The sequence below is a fragment of the Bradyrhizobium sp. CCGB12 genome, assembly GCF_024199845.1.
In the GTDB taxonomy this organism is placed as follows: domain Bacteria; phylum Pseudomonadota; class Alphaproteobacteria; order Rhizobiales; family Xanthobacteraceae; genus Bradyrhizobium.
The window spans coordinates 261,002-280,685 of the sequence record NZ_JANADO010000001.1 but is presented as its reverse complement, the minus strand read 5'-3'; the positions used below and the strand labels follow the sequence as shown (position 1 = coordinate 280,685).

The window sequence follows — 19,684 nt, the reverse complement described above, 5'->3', positions numbered from 1 at the left end:
GCTTATTTCGCGGCGTCCTTTGCCGGCGCGTCCTGCTTCTTCTTCACATCGTCGGCCATCTTCACTTGGGCGGTCTGGAGATCGGCGAGCGTCTTCTGCAAGCCGGCGAGGCTCGTCTTCAACGCGTCGATCTGGCGATTGGCCGCATCCAGCTTCTGCTGATGATCGAGCGTGAGCTTGGTGATGGTCTTCTGGAGGAAATCGACATTGCTCTGGAGGCAGCTCGTGCGCCGCTCCATAGTCTTCTCGACGGTGCAGATCTCGATGCCGGGCACGTCCTGCGCGCGGAGCGGCAGCGGCGCCAGCGCTGCGAGCAGCAACATCGTGAAACAAACGCCGGCGCTTCGATACAGCATGCAGGTTCCTCGTCAAATGGATCACGGCAATGTGCGCTGTTTGAGCGCGGTCGCGAGAGGCTACCACACTCGTACCGCATTCTCGCGTTGAGCTTGCGCCTGTTCCCTCGGACGGGGAACGATGATCGGCACGCGGAAAGAAGTGGGCACGCTTTCCGCGGCTTTGTTTAGGGGAGATTTTTGGAATGGCAACGCGCGATAGACGTCTGGCGGAATTCGACGGCGCCGGAGAACCACCACCGGGCCTTGCGGTCGAAGTGCTGTGCGAGGATCACAGCGGAACATATCAGCTGCCGTTCGCATGCCGTTATGTCGAGGGACGTTGGCGGAACCACGAGGCCGGGATCGCCGTCGAAGCGACCGTCATCGGCTGGCGCCTGCCGCGCGTGAAGCATTCGGGCGTGGCCTGACGCATCGTTCCTGTTTCAAAATGCGACGGGGCCGCGCTTTGCCTTAACCTTCGGAACGCGGCCCGAACGAACCGCGTCCGAATCGGCCGTAAGGCCTCGTACGCATCTGTTCACGCCTAAATCTGGCCAGCCACCCGCCCACGTGCACAATATCTGCGCAGCGCAGGATTCGATTTGAGCCCGCACCTTGGCAACAAAAGTTAACGGCATCAATGACATGGCCGAAGGCGCGCGACGTGCCGGCCGAACGGCGGCTCCAGCCGCCGGAACGGCAATACGGCGCGAGGCCTGCCTAATATTCGACCTCGAGCTCCTCGATCTCGGCCGGCTCTTCCCGCGCCGCCGCAATCCATTCCTGCATCTCGGGCATCGCCATGATGGTATCGGCATAGGCCTTCAGCGGCGGCGCAAGCTTGACGTCATAGGTGACGAAGCGCGTCACCACCGGGGCGTACATCGCATCCGCCATGGTGCGCTTGTCGCCGAACAGGAAGGGGCCGCCCGATCTCTCCAGGCAATCGCGCCAGATCAACCAGACCCGGTCGATGTCGGCCTGCGCGCGCGACCAGACCTTGAAGCCGGGGAAATGACCCTTGAGGTTGACCGGCAGCGAGGCGCGCAGCGTGGTGAAGCCGGAATGGATTTCGCCTGAGATCGAGCGGCAATGCGCGCGCTGGATGCGGTCGGCCGGCAACAGCCCGGCATCCGGCATCGCCTCATTGAGATATTCGGCGATCGCCAGCGTGTCCCAGATCACGGCGCCCTCGTGCCGCAGGCACGGCACCAGGATCGACGACGACAACAGCAGGATTTCGGCGCGCGCGGACGCGTCGTCGGGCGCGGTGACAATCTCCTCGAAATCGAGGCCGGAAAACTTCGTCAGCAGCCATCCACGCAGCGACCAGGATGAGTAGTTCTTGCTGCTGATGGTCAGTGTCGCCTTCGCCATATCGCCCCTTCCCTCGCGCCTGAATTTCTGACGCCACCGTGCCGGTATGCACGGTACCCAAAGTTCGTGCCTCCCCGTATTCCACAGCAAGCGACATGCCAGTTCTCAGGGCGAATTGACTCGAATCTGGCGTCGATATTGCATGACGGCCTGGGGTCAGGGTGGGCGTTTCAGTAATGATGTCGATGTACTATCAGGCCTTTCAGAACCACATGGATCTGACGGAGCCATGGCGGGCGGGGGCTTCGTCTGCCCTCGGATACCTCAATCTGGTGCCCCAGGGCATGTCGGGCCAGGTCGTCAACCGGCTCTCGGCGGCGCTGGAGCTGATCTCGCGCTCCACCCTCACCTATCATCGTCCGGCCTATGGCATCGACAGCGTCATGGTGGGCAACCGCGAAATCGCCGTCACCGAGGAGATCGCCTACGCGACGCCGTTCGGCTCGCTGCTGCACTTCAAGAAGGATGGCGTGGCAGAGCAGCCGCGCTTGCTGCTGGTAGCGCCGATGTCCGGCCACTTCGCCACGCTCTTGCGCGGCACCGTGAAGACGCTGCTCCAGGACCACGACGTCTACATCACCGACTGGCACAATCCGCGCGACATCCCCCGCAGCAAGGGCCGCTTCGGTCTCGACGACTACACCGAGCATCTCATCGACTTCCTAGGACAGCTCGGCCCGCGCCCGCACGTGGTCGCGATCTGCCAGCCGTCGGTGTCCGCGCTCGCCGCCGCTGCAATCATGTGCGAGGACAACCATCCTTCGCGGCCGGCGACGCTGACGCTGATGGCCGGGCCGATCGACACGCGGATCCAGCCGACCAGGGTCAACGAATTCGCCAAGAGCAAGCCGATCGAATGGTTCGAGCGTAACCTGATTAACTACGTGCCGGTGCAGTGTCGCGGCGCCTTGCGCAAAGTCTATCCGGGCTTCGTGCAGCTCACCGCCTTCGTTTCGATGAATCTCGAGCGCCACATCAAGCAGCATCTCGACCTCGCCAATCACATCGCCAAGGGCGAGAAGGACAAGGCCGCGAGCATCAAGACCTTCTACGACGAATATTTTGCGGTGATGGACCTGCCGGCGGAGTTCTACATCGAGACCGTGCGCGACGTGTTCCAGGAGCACCTGCTGCCGCAGGGCAAGCTGATGCATCGCGGCCGCCCGGTGAATACCAAGGCCGTCAGCCGCATGGGGCTGATGACGGTCGAGGGCGAGAAGGACGACATCTGCTCGATCGGTCAGACCCTCGCCGCGCAAGACCTCTGCACCGGCGTGCGGGCCTATCGCCGGGTCCACCACATGCAGGCCGGCGTAGGCCATTACGGCGTGTTCTCGGGCAAGCGCTGGAACAACGAGATCTATCCGCTCTTGCGGGATTTCGTGCACGTCAATTCGTGACCGTCATTCGCCGCCCCCAGACGGCCAGCTGGGGGAAACGGCAAGCGCCCCATGCTCCTGCCTGAGCAGGACTTTCGCTTCCGCGACTTCAGGAAGATCCCGTTCCGCATCGAAGTCGGCGAGCACGGGAACGAGCACTTCGGATGCCGCGCCCGCTCGACCATTCGTTTTGTGCAAGCGCGCAAGTCCAAGGGCGCTACGCAGCTCGAACGTCTTCGTCTGCTGGCGTCGCGCGATCTCCAGCGCGCGCGTGAGAGCATTCTCGGCACCGGAATCGTCTGGAGGGTCATGGCGCAATAAGAGCTCGCCGTGGACGCGGTGCAGTTCGGCATCAAGCCAACGCTGACCGGATTGTCCCGTCCACGCAATCAATTCGCTCACGATTTCCAGTCCGGTGTCGACTTGGCCCACCTCTGCATCCGCCAGGGCGACATGCATCCCCCAAAACGGCTCACAGAGGTAGCAGTCATTCTCGTGCAGCAAGGTCCAGCCGCGACGCATCTCTGCCAGTCCGGCCATGCGGTCGCCGGCGCGCCACTTGGCCAGTCCATTCAGGTAGATGCCGGCGGCCACATAGAGCGGCATCGTGTGGTCGCGCGCGAGACCGAGCGCCAGGATCGTCTCTGTCTGCTGCAACATGCCCCCGCAAAGTCCGTCGAACACGGCTCGATGGACAAGTGCATTGGCTTGGGAAAGCGCCCGTTTTTCTCCGGGCGCACTCACCGCTTCGGCGGCGAGCTGGCGTGCGCGACCGATCCTGCCAAGCGGCCAGAGCACCAAGGCAAGAAACCTCATGATCACGAACGGAAGATCCAGCGCCGAAGTCTTGAACATCGCCGGATCCGGCTCGGCACCATGGATATCCAGTGCTCGCTCGAGATGCTCCCTTGCCTTCACGTAGTCACCGCCGAACCAGCAGGTCACCCCGCCCGTCCAATGGGCAACGATGGCGGCCACCGGCGAGTCCGGCCGTCGGTCAGCTGCGCTCATGATGGCATCCGCCAGCTCCCGCATCGGAGCGACCTCGCCGTGCGTCAGACAGGCGTTGAAGAGTCCCGAATGGACCGGCGCAAGTTCGACCGGATCATTGATGTCGACTGCGAACTGTCGGGCGCGCGTCCATGCAGCCACCGTTTCGGGCGCACTGTGCCCGAGGCTACCCCGCAATGCACGGCCATATGCGATTTGCAGATGCAGCCTACTCATCATCCGGCGGGGATCATCAGGCAGTTGATCGACGGTCGCAACCGCCTTGCCGAGATGCGCGATTGCCTCGGAATAGGCCGAACGCTTTAGCGCCTGCTGGCCCGCCTTGCGCCACCATTCCAGCGCGACCTCGCTCAGCCCCGCCTCGGTGAAGTGATGGGCCAGAACTTCCGGCTCGGTCTCGGCCACGACTGGAAACTTCTCGCGCAGGACATCACCGATGCGCTTGTGAAGCACCTGCCGTTTGCTCCTGAGCAGGCCCTCATAGGCTGCCTCCTGAACGAGAGCGTGCCTGAAGCTGTAGTTTGCTTCGGGCGGAGCCCCGCGACGGACCAGCAGCTCCGCCTCCTCGAGCTGCGCCAGCGCGGCGCTCAGCGTCAGATCATCGCGTCCCGCCACATATCTCAGCAGCGCGTATGAAAAGTCGCGGCCGATGGCGGCGCCGATCTGCGCCACCTCCTTGACTGGAGCCAGCCGGTCGAGCCGCGCCATCAGCGAATCCTGCAGCGTCGCGGGAATGGCCAATGGCGGCAGCGGGCTATCGAGCCGATAACGTCCGGCGTCTTCGACGAGCAATCCGGATTCCAGCACCATCTTGGTGAGTTCCTCGACAAACAGCGGGACGCCATCCGTCTTGTCGATGATCTGCTTCATCATCTCCCGTGGCAGCTGGCGACCAACGGTCACCTGCTCGACCAGCGCACGCGTGTCCTGCGGGTCTAGTCGGTCGAGCCGCAGCAGACTGACATTGGCAAGGCCCGACCACGAGGGCTCGAACTCCGGCCGGGACGTCATGAGCACGAGGATCGGCAGCCCCCTGATCCGATCGACCGCGAGATCGAATAATTCAAGTGTCGTGGCATCGGCCCAATGCATATCCTCGCAGATGATCAGCAGCGGCTGCTCTCGCGCCAACCCCTCGAGCTGATCGAGAAGGGAGGCAAATGTCTGCCGCCGCAGTTGCGCCGGGCTCAAACCAAGCGGCGGACAATGGTCGCCGGTTGGAATCGAAAGCAGAGCCGCAATGAGCGGTGTCGCTCGGGCGACCTGGTGTGTGCCAAGCGCCAGCATGGCCTCGAGCTTGTCGAGCTTTTGCCTGGGCGTGTCGTGCGGGCGGATGCCGGCTGCGCGCTCGAGCTGTGCGACAAAGGGATGAAGCGCGCTGTTGGTGTGGTAGGGCGAGCATTGATATCGCACGCGGCGGTGCGCCCCCAACGCGGGGCTTTCGGACAGCGTTGCGACGATGCGCGACTTGCCGATGCCCGCTTCGCCAGAAATCAACACCATCTGGCCCTGCCCCTGCCATGCCAGCCGCTGACGTGAGAGCGCGAATTCGATCTCCTCCTTGCGGCCGACAAAGCCGATCGAGCGCGCCGCGCGGACCGCCTCGAAGCGACTCTCCGATGCGGTCGCCCCCTCGACCGCCCAGACCGCGATGGGTTCGGCTATCCCCTTGACTTCGCGGCGGCCGAGATTGCGCAGCGTGAAGAGGTCGCCAAGCAGCCGGCGCGTCGACGAGGCAACGACGACCACTCCCGGCTCCGCCAGGCTCTGGAGCCGGGCAGCGAGGTTCGGTGTATCGCCGACCGTCGCGTGCTCCTCTGACGCATCTCCGCTGATGAGGTCGCCGACCACCACAAGCCCGGTCGCGATTGCGATCCGCAGTTCAACCCGTTCGTCCGCGCCTGTTTTCAGTTGTCCGATCGCAGCGACGATGTCGAGGCCCGCGCGCACTGCCCGCTCTGCATCATCCTCGTGGGCGCGAGGATAGCCGAAATAGACGAGTATTCCGTCACCGACGAACCTGGCTATCCTGCCGTCATAAGCAGCGATGACGCTCGCGCAGGCGGCGCGGTAGGCGCGGATCACTTCCCACATGTCCTCGGGATCGAGCCGGGCCGAGAGCGCGGTCGAGCCGACCAGATCGCAAAACATAACGGTGAGGTGACGCCGCTCGGCGTCGTGAGGAAGAGCGGGCGATGCGATCAACGCGGCCGGATCGAGGTCGGCAATGGCGCGCTGCATTTTGCGGCGATGGCCGAGCAGGACTCCGAGCTTGTCGAAATCCTCATCCATCAGTTCGGGAAGGACGCCCATGTCGATCCCATTTTGGGCAAAGCGCTCTGCGTATTGCCCAAGCCCCAGCTTCTCGAGCCACTCCGCAATCTGCATTGGCTCCACCGATCGTGTGGTTGGCGGTTAGCAGAATTTTGGACCACGGCGCGTGGGAACAATATCGCAACGCCACCATGATGGCACGTCTTATTTGTTGCACGACAACTTAGGTTGCTCAGTACCGGCACGCGTCCAAGCAGAAACGTCGTTCGACACGAACGTCTGCGCCACTAAAAATCGTCTGCACGCAGCGTTGAAGGACAGAGGTTGCTATCAGTCGTCAACGGCTCGTTCGGATCTGAAGTCGAATCCGGCACCGGACCTGTGCCCACGCACGACGCTGGCAGGCGTCTTTCCGCGAGCACATCGTCTTCACTCCTTGTCCACCGGCACTTCATAGCCGCGCGCCATCGTCCCCGCCGCGACTTGAAGCGAAGACCCAACCATCCAGCAGCCGGCAACAAAGATGATCAGACCATTGGGAAGGCTTTGATCAAGGACAAGGATGCTGACGGACAGAGCGGCTGCAATCGCCGCGCTGAACGTTCCGGCTGCGCTCATGATTTCAACCGCCTCGGACCCGGTGTATTCCTCCGAGGTGTTCAAAATCGACTTCCGAGCGACTGCACGAGACAGATCAATTCCAACATAGAAGCTAACAGCTCCGTAGAGCATCGTTAGCAGCACGATCCAGCCACTTTCAAAGAGGCCGCCTTTCTGACGCAACAGGGTCGCGCCCACGTAGAGCCCGCAAGTGGCCCCAACGGCAGCAAGCCCAATTCTTTCAAGAAGATGGGCCGACCTGAGGAGACTGGAACGGGCGATCCGAAAATTGCCGACCTGTCTTGTCCGGGAAAATGCGCTTGAAATTTCGTTGCTGATCTTCATTGGGGGCCTCTTGGTAAGTAGCAGCCTACCGGCCGACTCCGAATAGGAGCTGCGTAAACGCGCTTCGTGATGCCCTTGATTCCAGTTTCTGAAAGATCTGTGCTGAGTGATGGGACCAGCTTGCTCGTGAGCAAGACAAGGGCCAATCCAAATCTGCGAGCACACGGCTTCGCAGGCATTGCATCTCGCCCGTGCCTGTCAGTTGCTCCGGGTGCGGCAATTTCTTGCTGGGGTAATAGCTCGAAAGGATCGTGACCAAATATGAGACGGTTCACATCCCGCAGTTCCCTATCGCTCCCTCCAGTCACGATTTCAGGAGGACTAAGTTTGCATCGTTGCATACTCGCAAGCGCAGGAGCTGGCCGCGAAGACACCGTGAGTTCGCAAGCTGTCCCGCGTTTCGCCGGCGTCAGGTCCATTCGCTCTTGGCCGGCTTCGTGCACGTGAATGCGTGAGATGCTGCGCTTCAGCGCCTCAGGCCTGTCGGCGAGCCGTGCGCCTTCTCACATAGAAGGCCAGGATCACGAGTGGAAAGGCCAGCGCGATCCAGGATGCCTGATCCCAGATTCCGTCGCCGAGGAGCGCGGAAATCAATCCGAAGGCGACGACGCCGGCGATTACCACCGGGGCCAGGAAAATCCTGCCAAGGGAATGCCTTTTGCCGATCATCGGGAGGGCCCCGCAGCCAGCTGCTGCGCGGCCGGCGCGATCGATCCCGCCGGCGCCTTGCGCAAGCGTGCCGCCCAGAGATAGAGCCCGCTGCCGAGCACGACGAGAGTAACGAGATCGAGCAAGGCCCAGATGATCTTCAGCGGCATGCCGCCATAGTCGCCGAAGTGCAGCGGCTTCGACACGAACAGCGCCTTGACGTAAAGCGGCATGTCCCTTGTCTCGCCGAAGGAGCCATCATCGGCGTTGATCAGAACCGGCTTGAGCAGGCGCGACGTGAGCGGCTGGTCACCACGCAAATAAACGCCGTAGTGACGACCGCCGGCAAATGGCGATCCAGGCATTGCGACCGACTGCACCTTCATGCCCGGAGCGTGCGCGAGGGCCGTATCGATCGCCAATTGCGCGGACGCAAGCTTCGGCGGCACCGGCGCGTTGCGCCAGGGTCCGAGCATCGCGACCAGCTCGGTACGCTGCCAATGCTGCGCGATCTGCTGGGACAGCGTGTTGATGACGCCCGTGATTCCGACGACGAGCGTCCAGGCCAGGATGACGATGCCGAACAGATTGTGCACGTCGAGCCAATACAGCCGGCGCCGCGACCGCATCGTGCCGAAATCCAATCGACGCATGAAGGGAGCGTAAACAACCACGCCGGAGACGATCGCCACCAGAAAGACCAGTCCGATCGCCCCCAGAAACAACATGCCCGGCTGTTCCAGAAACAGATCGGTATGAAGATCGAGCAGAAACTTGGTGACGGCTCCGCGGACGGTCGCTCCGACATGGAGAACCCGTCCCGTGTGGCCATCGACGCTGACGATGACGTCCGTCTTCGGCGACGTGATGGTCGACGCCATGTACACGTGCCAGATCGGATCTTCATCATCCGCACCGACGATCGTGATCACCTCTTTCGGCTGCGCCGCCCGGGCGATCTCGAGCACGCGGTCGAAGCTCAGCATCGGCGTCCCTGCGGCCACGGCATCGGGCTCGACCGTGACGCCCAACGCCGCGTCGATCTCGTCATGGAAGATCAGCGGAAGCCCGGTCAGACACAGCATGAACAGGAACAGCGTGCAGACGAGGCTCGTCCACTTGTGCGTTTGCTTCCAGAGGCGGATCGAACGGGGCGTCATGTGGCGCGGCCCTCCCTCGTCACCAGGTGTAGCGGACGCTGCCGATCACGGTACGCCCGGCTCCGAGGAAGCAGGAGCTCAGCGTCGTGCAGGAGGCGACGTAGTATTTGTCGAACAGATTGGTGGCATTCACCGCAAGCTGCACGCCGCGGAGCCTGCGATCGAGATTCGACAGATCGTAATGGATCACGGCATCGAACAGCGTATAGCTCGGGATCGAGATCGTATTGGCGAGATCACCATAGGAATCGCCGATGTAACGCACGCCGCCGCCGAAGCCGAAGCCGCTGAGCTGACCGTGCTGGAACGTGTAGTCCGCCCAGAGCGCCGCCTGGTTCATGGGCTGGATGGTGAGGTGCTTGTTGAGCTGGGTGGGCGTGTTGGTCCTGGTCGTCAGGGTGTCGGTGTAGGCATAAGACGCCTTCAGATTCAGCCCCTCGGTCAGGCTCACCGTCGCCTCGAATTCACCACCGCGCGATCGCGCCTCGCCGGTCTGCACGCTCTTGCCCAAAACGCTCAGATCCGGCGTGACGACGTTTTCCTGCGTTATATCGAACAGCGCCGCCGTCAACAGCAGGTTGGTGCCGACCGGCTGATACTTGACGCCGATCTCGGCCTGCTTTGCCGTGGTCGGGACCAACGCCGCGCCGCTGGCGGTCGTCCCCAGAGTAGGCTGGAACGAGGTGGCGTAGGCAATGTACGGCGCCACACCGGAGTCGAACACATAGTTCAGTCCGGCGCGCCCTGTGAATGCCTGGTCGTCCTGGTTCTGCTTCGTCTTTGCAATAAAATTCAACGTGTCGGTGGAGACCCAGTCACTGCGGCCGCTCAGAGTCAGCCGCCATCCGCCGAGCGCAATCTGGTCCTGCACATACAGACCGGTCTGGTCCTGGCGCTGGCCCGTGTTGGTGCCGGTCGCCGGCATCGCGATTGGCGCACCATAGACGGTGTTATTGAGATTGATCGACGGTGCCGCGCCGATGCCCATGTTCAGCTCGCTGGTGATGTGACGATAGTCGAGCCCCGTCAGCATGGTATGGGCAAGCGCGCCGGTCGAAAAGCGGGCCTCGGCCTGATTGTCCACGGTGAACGCGTCGGCGTTCTCAGGGAACTTGAAAGCAGCGCGCGCGAGGGTAGCGAAATCACCCGCGGCGGAATTGGGATAGGGATTCAAGCCCGCCGCGCCGCCGCCTGCGACCGCATAGGTGTTGGTCTGGAGGTTGAAGTAGCGGACGTTCTGCCGCACCGTCCAGATCTCGTTGAACGAGTGCTCGAACTGGTAGCCGACCCAGGCCTGCTGGCGGTCGAAATGATCGAAGCCGGGCTCGCCGAGGAACTTCGTCATCGGAATGCGTCCGTTCGGGCTGGGCAGCAGCGTGCCGATCGCCGGATAGAACTGCAACGCCAGGCCGGTGATGTCGCGCTGGTAGCCACTCAGAAACGTGAAGGTGGTGTCGAGATCCGGCCTCCAGGTGAAGGACGGCGCGATCGCACCACGAAAATCGTTGACGAAATCGACCTGCGTGCCGCCGCCATGCAGCGTGCCGGCGATGCGCCAGTACAGATCGCCCTTCTGACTGACACCGCCGACGTCGAAATTGGTCTGGGCCCTTCCCCAGCTATCGCCGAGAACCTCGACCGAGTTGACCGGCGTCGCCGTCGGCAGACGGCTGACGAGGTTGACCATGCCGCCGGGCGCGACCTGCCCGTAGAGTGACGACGAAGGTCCTTTCAGCACTTCAACGCGCTCGAGCAAGGCAAGATCGAGCTTCGGCTGGCCGAACTGGCTGGCGCCGTAGGGAAGCTGCATGCCGTCGAGGTAGAGAACCGGCTGGAAGCCGCGGATGCGGAGCGATTCAAAGCGCGTATCGTTCGGGCTGTTGGTGACAATGCCCGGCGTGTAGCCAACGGCCTGCACCACGGACCGCGCGCCCTGGTCGCGGATCTGATCGCGGCCGATCACGGAGACCGACTGCGGCACTTCGAGGATGGGCGTGTTGGTCTTGGTGCCGGCCAATGTCCGATGCGCGACGTACCCTTCGATCGGGCCATTGCCCTGGCGGAATGTGCCCCGGCTTGCCGCCGTCTCGGGGCGGGGGGCTTCGGTGCCGCGTCTCGCGGCGGTTCGCGGCTGGTTGCTACGCGCGCCGCGCGATGTTCGCATTGGCTGATTGCGTCCCGCCGGGCGTGGCTTTGGCGCCTCGACTGTCACGGGAGGCAGCGTCGCCCCCGATCCCGCTGCCGGCGTCTGCGCGACGCTCTCCGTCGCATGGGTCGTCAACGCCAGTCCCAGCAACACGACGAAAGGAGCCTTCGCTCCACCCCCCGGAATTCCCACCACGATCGCACCCCATTCCACTTCCGCGACGAGCGGTAGCTGTCAGACGTCGCGGTGGGAAGAACGCGGATGCGATGGTTTCGTAGAATCTATCTTAGAATTGTTCCAACATTCTCAGGCAGAAGCATTTCTTCCTGCGCAATCGACCGGGAACTCCCCGTTGAGATGCCCTAGATCAACCACTCATCGCCCCAGATCTGGACGACGTGGCCGGGGGACACGTCGCGATACTGCCGGCGAGGCGGCTGGTAATCCGGCGCGCGCACCGGACTTCTGATCTCGTCGTTGGAGGCGTCCCGCCGCATGCCGCGGCGCGACGGATCGGGCGCCGGGACCGCGGCCATCAACTTCTTCGTGTAGGGATGCTGCGGATTGCCGAACACGGATGCGCGCGGGCCGATCTCGACGATCTCGCCGAGATACATCACCGCGATGCGATGGCTCATGCGCTCGACCACAGCGATGTCGTGGGAGATGAAGAGATAGGCGAGGCCCATGCTGGCCTGGAGATCGAGCATCAGATTGACGACCTGCGCCTTGACCGAGACGTCGAGCGCCGAGACTGCCTCATCGGCGACGATCAGCTTCGGCCCGAGCGCGAGCGCGCGGGCGATGCAGATGCGCTGGCGCTGGCCGCCGGAGAACTCATGCGGGAAGCGCGCGGCCATGTCGGCGGTCAGTCCGACGCGGTCGAGAAGGTCGGCGACCTTGTCGCGCGCCTGCGCAGCAGTGGCGAGCCCGTTGGCGAGCAGTGGCGCTGCGATCGCCGTTCCCACCGACATGCGCGGATTGAGGCTTGCGAACGGATCCTGAAACACGATCTGCATCTGCTTGCGGAAATCGCGTAAAGCTCGGCCATTCATGGCGAGCACGTCCTGGCCGTCGATCAGGACAGTGCCGCTATCCGGCTCGGTCAGCTTGAGAATGGAGCGGCCCGTGGTCGACTTGCCGCAACCGGATTCGCCGACAAGCGCCAGCGTCTCGCCGGCGCGCAAGGTGAAGGAGACGTTCTCGACCGCGTGGACGCGGCCCGAGACCTTTCCGAACAAGCCTGAGCGGATCGGAAAGCGCGTGGTGAGGCCCGCGACCTCGAGCAGGGGGCGCTCGGCGGCCGAGACCGTGTCGGGTGTCTCCGCCGGCTCATCCGAGGTGCCCGTCAGCTTGTCGACGATCGGAAAGCGCATCGGCCGCGCGCGCCCGTCCATCGAGCCGAGGCGCGGCACAGCGGCAAGCAGCGCACGGGTGTAGGGATGCGAGGGCGCTGCGAAGATGTGCGACGTCGCATCGGTTTCGACCGCCTGCCCGCCATACATCACCACGGTACGATCGGCGATCTCGGCCACCACGCCCATGTCGTGGGTGATGAAGAGGATCGACATCCCCTCCTCCCGCTGGAGCTCCCTCAGCAACTCCAGGATCTGGGCCTGGATGGTGACGTCGAGCGCGGTGGTCGGCTCGTCCGCGATCAGGAGTCTTGGCTTGCAGGCCAGCGCCATCGCGATCATCACGCGTTGACGCATGCCGCCGGAAAAGCGATGCGGATGCTCGTGGAAGCGTGATGTCGCCGCGGGAATGCGGACGCGATCGAGCAGGCGGACGGTCTCCGCTTCGGCCGCCGGGCGCGACAGGCCGCGATGCTGGATCAGCGCCTCGGCAATCTGGAAGCCGATGGTGAGTACCGGATTGAGGCTCGTCATCGGCTCCTGGAAGATCATGGCGACATCGTTGCCGCGAATGTCCGTCATTCTCGCTTCGGGCAGCGTCAGCAGATCGCGGCCGGCGAGCATGACGCGACCGTCGATGCGGCCGCTCTCCTGCGGAATGAGCCGCATGATCGAGAGCGCGGTAACGCTCTTGCCCGAACCGGACTCGCCGACGATCGCGACGGTTTCCTGGGGAGCGATCTCGAACGACACGTTGCGGACGACGGGGATCCATTGCCGCTCGCGCAGGAAGGACGTGGTGAGGCCAGAGACGGACAGCACAGGAGACTGTGCTGCGGCGATCGCTCCGTTCGCTCCCATGCTCATGCGAAGACCCCTGCCGCAGAGACAGTGCGCCCCCTCCCCCGCTTGCGGGGGAGGGTTGGGGAGAGGGTATCTCCGCTAGCAAGAACCCCCAAGAGGAGAGAACCCTCACCCGGCGCTGCACGCCGACCTCTCCCGCATGTGGGAGAGGTAAGAGGCGCGCTTGATTGCACCAACGTCCTCACCATCATCTCGCCCTCAGTAACCACGCGTGCGATCGACCCGCCCCGGCAGCTCGTCGCCGCGGCGATGTCGATCGATCACGTCGAGCACGAAATCGACGGCCGTATCCGGTGTGGTCATGCTGGCATTGTGCGGCGTCAGCAGGATGCGCGGATGGCTCCAGAACGGGTGGCCTGCGGGCGGCGGCTCGGGATCGGTGACATCGAGGACGGCGCCCGACAACACGCCGCTGTCGAGCGCAACGAGAATATCCGCTTCGACGAGATGCGGGCCACGCCCGACATTGACGAGCCCAGCACCGCGCGGCAGCCGCGCGAACAGGTCCGCGTTGAGGATGCCGCGAGTCTCGTCGGTCAGCGGCAGCAGGCAGACCAGAATGTCGGTCTGCGACAGGAAATCCGGCAGCGAGCCCGCGCCCGCATAGCAGGTCACGCCTTCGATCTCGCGCGGCGAGCGGTTCCAGCCGAGAAGCGGAAAGCCGAACGCCCGGAGCCGATCGAGCGCGGCCTGGCCGAGCTGGCCGAGCCCCATCACGCCGACACGCCGCCGCTTCGCCGGCGTGATCCGGATTTCGTGCCAAACCTGCTTCTTCTGCTGGCTGATGAAGTCTAGGAGATCGCGATGCAGGGCGAGCACGGCCATGGTGACGTATTCGACCATGGTCTCGGCGATGCCGGGCTCCAGCATGCGGACGAGCGGAAGGTGCGCCGGAAGCTTCGTGACGTCGAACTGGTCGACGCCGGCACCGACGGAGAAGACCAGTTCGAGATTCGGGAACGTCGCGGCGATATCATCCGGCGGGACCCACGCCACCAGATAGCGCACCTCGGCGGGATCGCCGACATCAGGCCAGAGCCGGAACGGCACGTCGGGCGCGCGCTCCGCGAAGAAGCGCGCCCACTCGGCGCCGCGAACCATGTTGGCCTTGTAGAGAACCGTCATGCGACCTGAGCTCTCAGAACGGGCTGACCGGCGCGAGGCGCCGGCCGTCGATCATTCGCTTGTGGCTATAGGCGACCGGGTCGACCAGCGGCGTCGATCCCGTGACGATGTCGGCGGCGAGCTTGCCGGCCGCAGGGCCAATGCCGAAGCCGTGACCGGAGAAGCCGGTGGCGAGGAAGAAGCCGGGCAGCGCATCGACCGGCGAGATCACGGGGATCGTATCAGGCGTGCAGTCGATCGTGCCGCCCCAGGCTTCCGCGATCTCGATGTCCTTCAGTTCCGGGTTCGACTGGATCAGCGACGCCAGCGCCGCATTGACCAGCGACATGTCGGGCGCCGGATCGCGCACGCGCTCGGCCTCGAACGGCGACGGCTTGTCGAGGCTCCAGCTGGTGCCGCGCATGATCTGGTCGAAGAATGACTTGCCGAACGAGAGCTTCAGCCCGTTCTTGCGATGCTGATAGGTCGGCCAGAAGGTGCGGGCGTAGCGGAACAGGTCGGGCGACAGCTCGACCGTGCCGCGGTTGCGCAGCGCCAGCGTGAAGCCTCCATCGAGACGGCGGCGGATGCAGTAGAAGTCGGTGCCGAGCGCGCCCGAGGTGATCTCCGGTCCTGGCGTAGTCCGGCAGGCCGTCGCGTTGACGAGGCCGATCGGCAGCTCGATGCCGTGACGGCGGCAGAACAGCGACGACCATGCGCCGCCCGACAGCAGCACCGCCTGAGTGCGGATGGTGCCCTTTTCGGTGACGACGGCGCTGACCTTGCCGCCTTGCGTCTCCAGTCCACGCGCGGCGCAGCCCTGATGGATGATGACGCCGTGCTTTCTCGCAGCGGTGGCGAGCGCCGGCACGGCCATCGACGGCTCGGCGCGCCCATCGCTCGGCGTGTGCAAGCCGCCGACCCATTTGTCGGTATTAGCCGGCATGCGTTCGGCGATCTCGGCTGGCGTCAGGATCGTGGAGTGGACCTGCTGCTCGCGCGCGATCGCCGCCCAGCGCTCCCAGCCGGCGAGTTCGTCCTTGCTCTTGGTCAGGAACAGCACGCCGGTGCGGCGGAAGCCGGCATCGACGCCGGCGTCGTTCTGCATGTCCTCCCACAGCCGCAGCGCCTCGCGGGCAAGCGGGATCTCCTCGCGCGCGCGGCCCTGCTGGCGGCACCAGCCCCAATTGCGGCTCGATTGCTCGCCGCCGACATGGCCCTTCTCGACCAAGACAACCGAGAGACCCTTCTTCGCCAGATGATAAGCGGCGGAGACGCCGATGACGCCGCCGCCGATGACGACGACGTCCGCCTGGGCCGGCAGACGTTCATCGCTGTTTATACGGTTGAGCGGCGGGGACATGGGGCACTCCTGGTATTCAGTTCAAACGGGCCTTGGCTCGTCATGGGATATTCATTCGCGGATCGAGCGCATCGCGCAGGCCGTCGCCGAGGAAGTTGAAGCTCGTCACCGCCAGCGTGATGGCGACGCCCGGCACGATCGCGAGCCACGGTGCGCTGGTGAGATAGATCTGTGCGTTATTGAGCATGTTGCCCCAGCTCGCGGCCGGCGGCTGGATGCCGTAACCGAGATAGCTGACATAGGATTCCAGCAGGATCGCCTTGGCGACATTCAGCGTCGCCGCCACCACGATCGGCGCGATGGCGTTGGGCACGAGCTCGCGGAACATGATCCGCAGGTTCGACGAGCCGAAGGCGAGCGCGGCGACCGCGAACTCGCGCTCCCGCAGCGAGCGGACCTGGGCCTCGACGACGCGGGCGACGCTCATCCACGCCGTCGCTGCGATCAGCACGGTGGTGGTGACGAGGCCGGGCTCGGTGAGCGCCGCCAGCGCCAGCAGCAGGAAGATCGTCGGAAAGCACAGCACGGCGTCGACGAGACGCATCAGAACCGCGCCGACCAGGCCGCCATAGAAACCGGCGAAGGCGCCGACGACGATTCCGACCGCCATCGCGATCACCATCGCGACGATGCCGATCGAGAGTGACACGCGGCCGCCCATCATCAGGCGCGCCAGCACGTCGCGGCCAAGCTCGTCGGTGCCGAGGATGTGTGCGCCCGACAGCGGCGGAGCGAACCGCTTCATGATGTCGATATAGGTGTCGTCGAACGGCAGCAGATAAGGACCAAACGCCGAGCCGAGAACGAGCACCAGAATGATCACGGCGCCGGCAAGCGCGAGCCGATGACGGCGGAAGCGCCGCCACGCCGCCTGGCCGGGCGCGAGCTGAGCGGTGGAGAGGGCTGCAGCCGTCATCGCCTAGCCCACCCGGATGCGCGGATCGACGACGGCATAGAGGATGTCGGCGAGCAGCGAGCCGATCAGCACCATCGTCGCCGAGAACATCAGGATGCCCATCACCACGGGATAGTCGCGATAACCGATGGAATCGAGGAACAGGCGTCCCATACCGGGCCAGGTGAACACGGTCTCGGCCACCAGCGCGCCGCCGAGCAGCGTCGGAAACTGCAGGCCCGCCACCGTGATCATCGGCAGCAGCGCGTTGCGAAGCGCATGCACGGAGAGAATGCGCCATTCCGGCATGCCCTTGGCGCGCGCCGTGCGGATGTAATCCTGGTTGATGACTTCGAGCATGGAGGAACGCATGAAGCGGCCCCACATCGCGGTCTCGACCAGCGCCAGCACCAGCGCCGGCGCGATCAGGTGATGCAGCAGGTCGAGGAAGGAGCCATCGCCGACGGTCTGACGATTGCCCGCGGGGAGCCAGCCGAGCTTCACCGAAAAGACGTAGATGGTGACGAGGCCGAACCAGAAGGTCGGGATCGACAACGCGATCATGGCGCCGACGGTTGCCAACGTGTCGAACAGAGAATAGCGGCGTAGCGCTCCCAACACGCCGATCCAGCAGCCGAGCAGCACCGCGATGATGGTCGCCGTCGCCATCAGCTCCAGGGTGGCGCCGAGATGCGAGGAGATCACGGAAAGCACGGCCTCGCCGTCGCGATAGGAGCGCCCCCAATCGCCGCGCACCATGCGGCCGAACCAGTCGAGATATTGGACCGGCAGCGGACGATCGAGCCCGAGCTGCCTGGTGACGCGATCGAGATCCTCCTGCGTCATCTGCGCGGAGGCCGCGAATTGCGAGAGCGGACCGCCGGGTGCCAAATGCAGGATGGCAAAGCCGATCGCCGAGACGATCACCAGCAGCATGATCGCCTGCACCAGGCGGTTGACGACGTAACGGGCCATCTCAGGCTGCCCTGCGCACCTGATCCATCAGGCCCAGTACCATTCGCGGATATTCCAGCAATTGATGGAGGTGTTGATGTTGGGACGGAAGCCCTGCAGCCCCTCCTTCACACCCTCGGCGATGAAGCCCTGGAACAGCGGCAGGATCGCAAGATCATTGCGGATCAGCTTTTGCAGGTCGCCATAGGTCGTCTTGCGCTGTGCGATCTCGAACTGCTTGGCGCCGTCGGCGAGAAGACGATCGGCCTCCGCGCTTTGGTATTGATAGGTGTTGTAGCCGCGGCCGCCCTTGGCGGGAATAGCGCCGGAGCCGAAGCGCGGCGTCACGTCGGGATCGCTGCCCAGCATGAAGTTCACACCAACGATCACCGAATTGAATTTCGACTGCTGCCAGAAGTCGCCCCAGATCACGGCGGCCGGCATGTTGTTGACGCGCATCGCAGCACCGATCGCGCGCCAGTCCTGGATCAGGAGCTGCTGGGTCTGCTCGCGCACCGCACTGCCCGATGTCGTCGAGTTGGCGAATTCGAGCTTGACGCCGCCCTTCTCGCGCACGCCGCTGGTGCCGCGAACCCATCCTGCGGCATCGAGCAGCGCGTTGGCCTTCGCGGGATCGTATTTGTGTTGCGGCAGCCCCTGCTGGAATGACCAGGCCTGCTGCGGCACGAAGCTCTCGGTCTGCGTCGGCAGGCCGTAATAGAGCGCATCGATGATCGCCTGCTTGTTGATGGCGAGATAGAGCGCCTCGCGCACCGCGCGGTCGGCGAAGGGACCGAACTCCAGATTGGGCGCGATATGCTCCACCGAGGACGTCGAGGAGACGACCACCTTGCGGCCCTTCAGCGTCTTCGCCTCCTGCACGAAGTTCGGCAAAATGCCTTGCAGGCCGGTGTAGTCGACCTGACCGGTGCGGAACTGGGTGTAGAGAACGGTGAGATCGGGAATGTATTTGAAGACCACGCGTTCGACGTAAGGCCCCTTGCCGTGGTAGCCGGCATGAGCGTTGAGCAGGATGTGGTCGCCGGGCACGCGCTCGCCCCAGCGGAACGGCCCGGTGCCAACAGGCGCATTGTGGAACGGCGAGGCGTTCGGATCGGACACTTTCCCCAGGATGTGCTTGGGCACGATGAAGGTCAGCGATCCCAGGATCGACATGTAGGGCGAATAAGGCGCTTCCATGCGCCAGTGGATCTCGTCGGGCGCTACGACCTTGATGTCCTTGACGAGGCTGTGGCCGACGCGACTGCGCGCGCGGAAATCGGGATTGTTGATCAGCTCGAGCGAGAATTTTACGTCCTCAGCCGTGAACGGCGTGCCGTCATGCCACTTCACGTCGCTGCGCAGCTTGATCTTCCAGGTCAGGCCGTCGGCCGACAGGCCGCCATTCTCGATGGTCGGGACTTCGCGCGCCAGATCAGGCACGAAATTGCCGGCCGGATCGATGAACCAGAGCAGCGAGAACACCTGCCACCAGACACCCTGATCGACCTCGATGCCGGGCATCAGCGGATGAAAGACGGTCGGCTCCTGCGACAGCGCCGCGACCACCTGCCCGCGCGGCTTGTCCGGCGGATTGGTCGGGCGCTCGCTCTGGGCGAAGGCGTTGCCTGCAAGACTCCAGCCTGCCGCGGCTCCGGCCCCGAGCTGGAAGAACTGACGGCGACTCGGAATGCCGAGATGCACTGCTCCAACGCCGAACCTGCCGGTGTCGTCTGCCATGGCCACTCTCCCGTTGTCGCACGCGGCACCGTCTCCCGCGCCCCCGAGACCCCGGCGAAGGGACAGGAGTGGGCTTTAGTGCTTCTAAATTTTTCAGCCAAAATTTCATCACGACTAAATACACCTGTCAA

Annotated in this window: 15 protein-coding genes; 2 read left to right on the top strand and 13 right to left on the bottom strand. The window is 64.1% G+C overall.

Going from position 1 to position 19,684, the window contains the following annotated elements:
* Positions 1-2 precede the first annotated feature (2 nt).
* Positions 3-356: a hypothetical protein gene (locus tag NLM27_RS01290; protein WP_254141612.1), complete on the bottom strand. Its 354-nt coding sequence runs from the start codon at positions 354-356 to the stop codon at positions 3-5.
* Positions 357-541: 185 nt separating this feature from the next.
* Here NLM27_RS01290 and NLM27_RS01285 point away from each other — a divergent pair, with 185 nt between their 5' ends.
* Positions 542-766 carry a hypothetical protein gene (locus tag NLM27_RS01285; protein ID WP_254141611.1) on the top strand — a complete coding sequence of 75 codons (225 nt, stop codon included), beginning with the start codon at positions 542-544 and terminating at the stop codon, positions 764-766.
* 292 nt (positions 767-1,058) lie between these two features.
* Here the strand turns inward: NLM27_RS01285 and NLM27_RS01280 are convergent, their stop codons facing one another.
* Positions 1,059-1,715, bottom strand: coding sequence for a glutathione S-transferase family protein (locus NLM27_RS01280; protein ID WP_254141610.1), 657 nt, complete (start codon positions 1,713-1,715; stop codon positions 1,059-1,061).
* Positions 1,716-1,891: 176 nt separating this feature from the next.
* Between NLM27_RS01280 and NLM27_RS01275 the strand changes: the two genes are divergently transcribed.
* Entirely contained in the window at positions 1,892-3,115 is a 1,224-nt protein-coding gene (locus tag NLM27_RS01275) for a polyhydroxyalkanoate depolymerase (RefSeq protein WP_254141609.1), read from the top strand.
* 3 nt (positions 3,116-3,118) lie between these two features.
* Here the strand turns inward: NLM27_RS01275 and NLM27_RS01270 are convergent, their stop codons facing one another.
* The 11 genes from NLM27_RS01270 to NLM27_RS01220 all read right to left on the bottom strand — a co-directional run bounded on the left by NLM27_RS01270 (position 3,119) and on the right by NLM27_RS01220 (position 19,553).
* Positions 3,119-6,493: an adenylate/guanylate cyclase domain-containing protein gene (locus NLM27_RS01270; RefSeq protein WP_254141608.1), complete on the bottom strand. Its 3,375-nt coding sequence runs from the start codon at positions 6,491-6,493 to the stop codon at positions 3,119-3,121.
* 315 nt (positions 6,494-6,808) lie between these two features.
* On the bottom strand, positions 6,809-7,324 hold the full coding sequence (locus NLM27_RS01265; RefSeq protein ID WP_254141607.1) for a hypothetical protein: 516 nt from the start codon (positions 7,322-7,324) through the stop codon (positions 6,809-6,811).
* 474 nt (positions 7,325-7,798) lie between these two features.
* Positions 7,799-7,993, bottom strand: a complete 195-nt coding sequence (locus NLM27_RS01260; protein WP_254141606.1) for a hypothetical protein — start codon at positions 7,991-7,993, stop codon at positions 7,799-7,801.
* Positions 7,990-9,132 carry a PepSY domain-containing protein gene (locus tag NLM27_RS01255; RefSeq protein WP_254141605.1) on the bottom strand — a complete coding sequence of 381 codons (1,143 nt, stop codon included), beginning with the start codon at positions 9,130-9,132 and terminating at the stop codon, positions 7,990-7,992. Before NLM27_RS01255 ends, NLM27_RS01260 begins: the two co-directional genes overlap by 4 nt.
* A gap of 19 nt (positions 9,133-9,151) precedes the next feature.
* Positions 9,152-11,296, bottom strand: a complete 2,145-nt coding sequence (locus NLM27_RS01250; RefSeq protein WP_254141604.1) for a TonB-dependent siderophore receptor — start codon at positions 11,294-11,296, stop codon at positions 9,152-9,154.
* 344 nt (positions 11,297-11,640) lie between these two features.
* Positions 11,641-13,500: an ABC transporter ATP-binding protein gene (locus tag NLM27_RS01245; protein ID WP_254141603.1), complete on the bottom strand. Its 1,860-nt coding sequence runs from the start codon at positions 13,498-13,500 to the stop codon at positions 11,641-11,643.
* A gap of 195 nt (positions 13,501-13,695) precedes the next feature.
* On the bottom strand, positions 13,696-14,622 hold the full coding sequence (locus NLM27_RS01240) for a glyoxylate/hydroxypyruvate reductase A (RefSeq protein WP_254141602.1): 927 nt from the start codon (positions 14,620-14,622) through the stop codon (positions 13,696-13,698).
* 13 nt (positions 14,623-14,635) lie between these two features.
* Entirely contained in the window at positions 14,636-15,964 is a 1,329-nt protein-coding gene (locus tag NLM27_RS01235; RefSeq protein WP_254141601.1) for an FAD-binding oxidoreductase, read from the bottom strand.
* Positions 15,965-16,004: 40 nt separating this feature from the next.
* A complete protein-coding gene (locus NLM27_RS01230; protein ID WP_254141600.1) occupies positions 16,005-16,880 on the bottom strand; it encodes an ABC transporter permease in 876 nt (291 codons plus the stop codon).
* 3 nt (positions 16,881-16,883) lie between these two features.
* Positions 16,884-17,834 carry an ABC transporter permease gene (locus NLM27_RS01225; RefSeq protein ID WP_254141599.1) on the bottom strand — a complete coding sequence of 317 codons (951 nt, stop codon included), beginning with the start codon at positions 17,832-17,834 and terminating at the stop codon, positions 16,884-16,886.
* Positions 17,835-17,861: 27 nt separating this feature from the next.
* On the bottom strand, positions 17,862-19,553 hold the full coding sequence (locus NLM27_RS01220) for a peptide ABC transporter substrate-binding protein (RefSeq protein ID WP_254141598.1): 1,692 nt from the start codon (positions 19,551-19,553) through the stop codon (positions 17,862-17,864).
* Positions 19,554-19,684 lie beyond the last annotated feature (131 nt).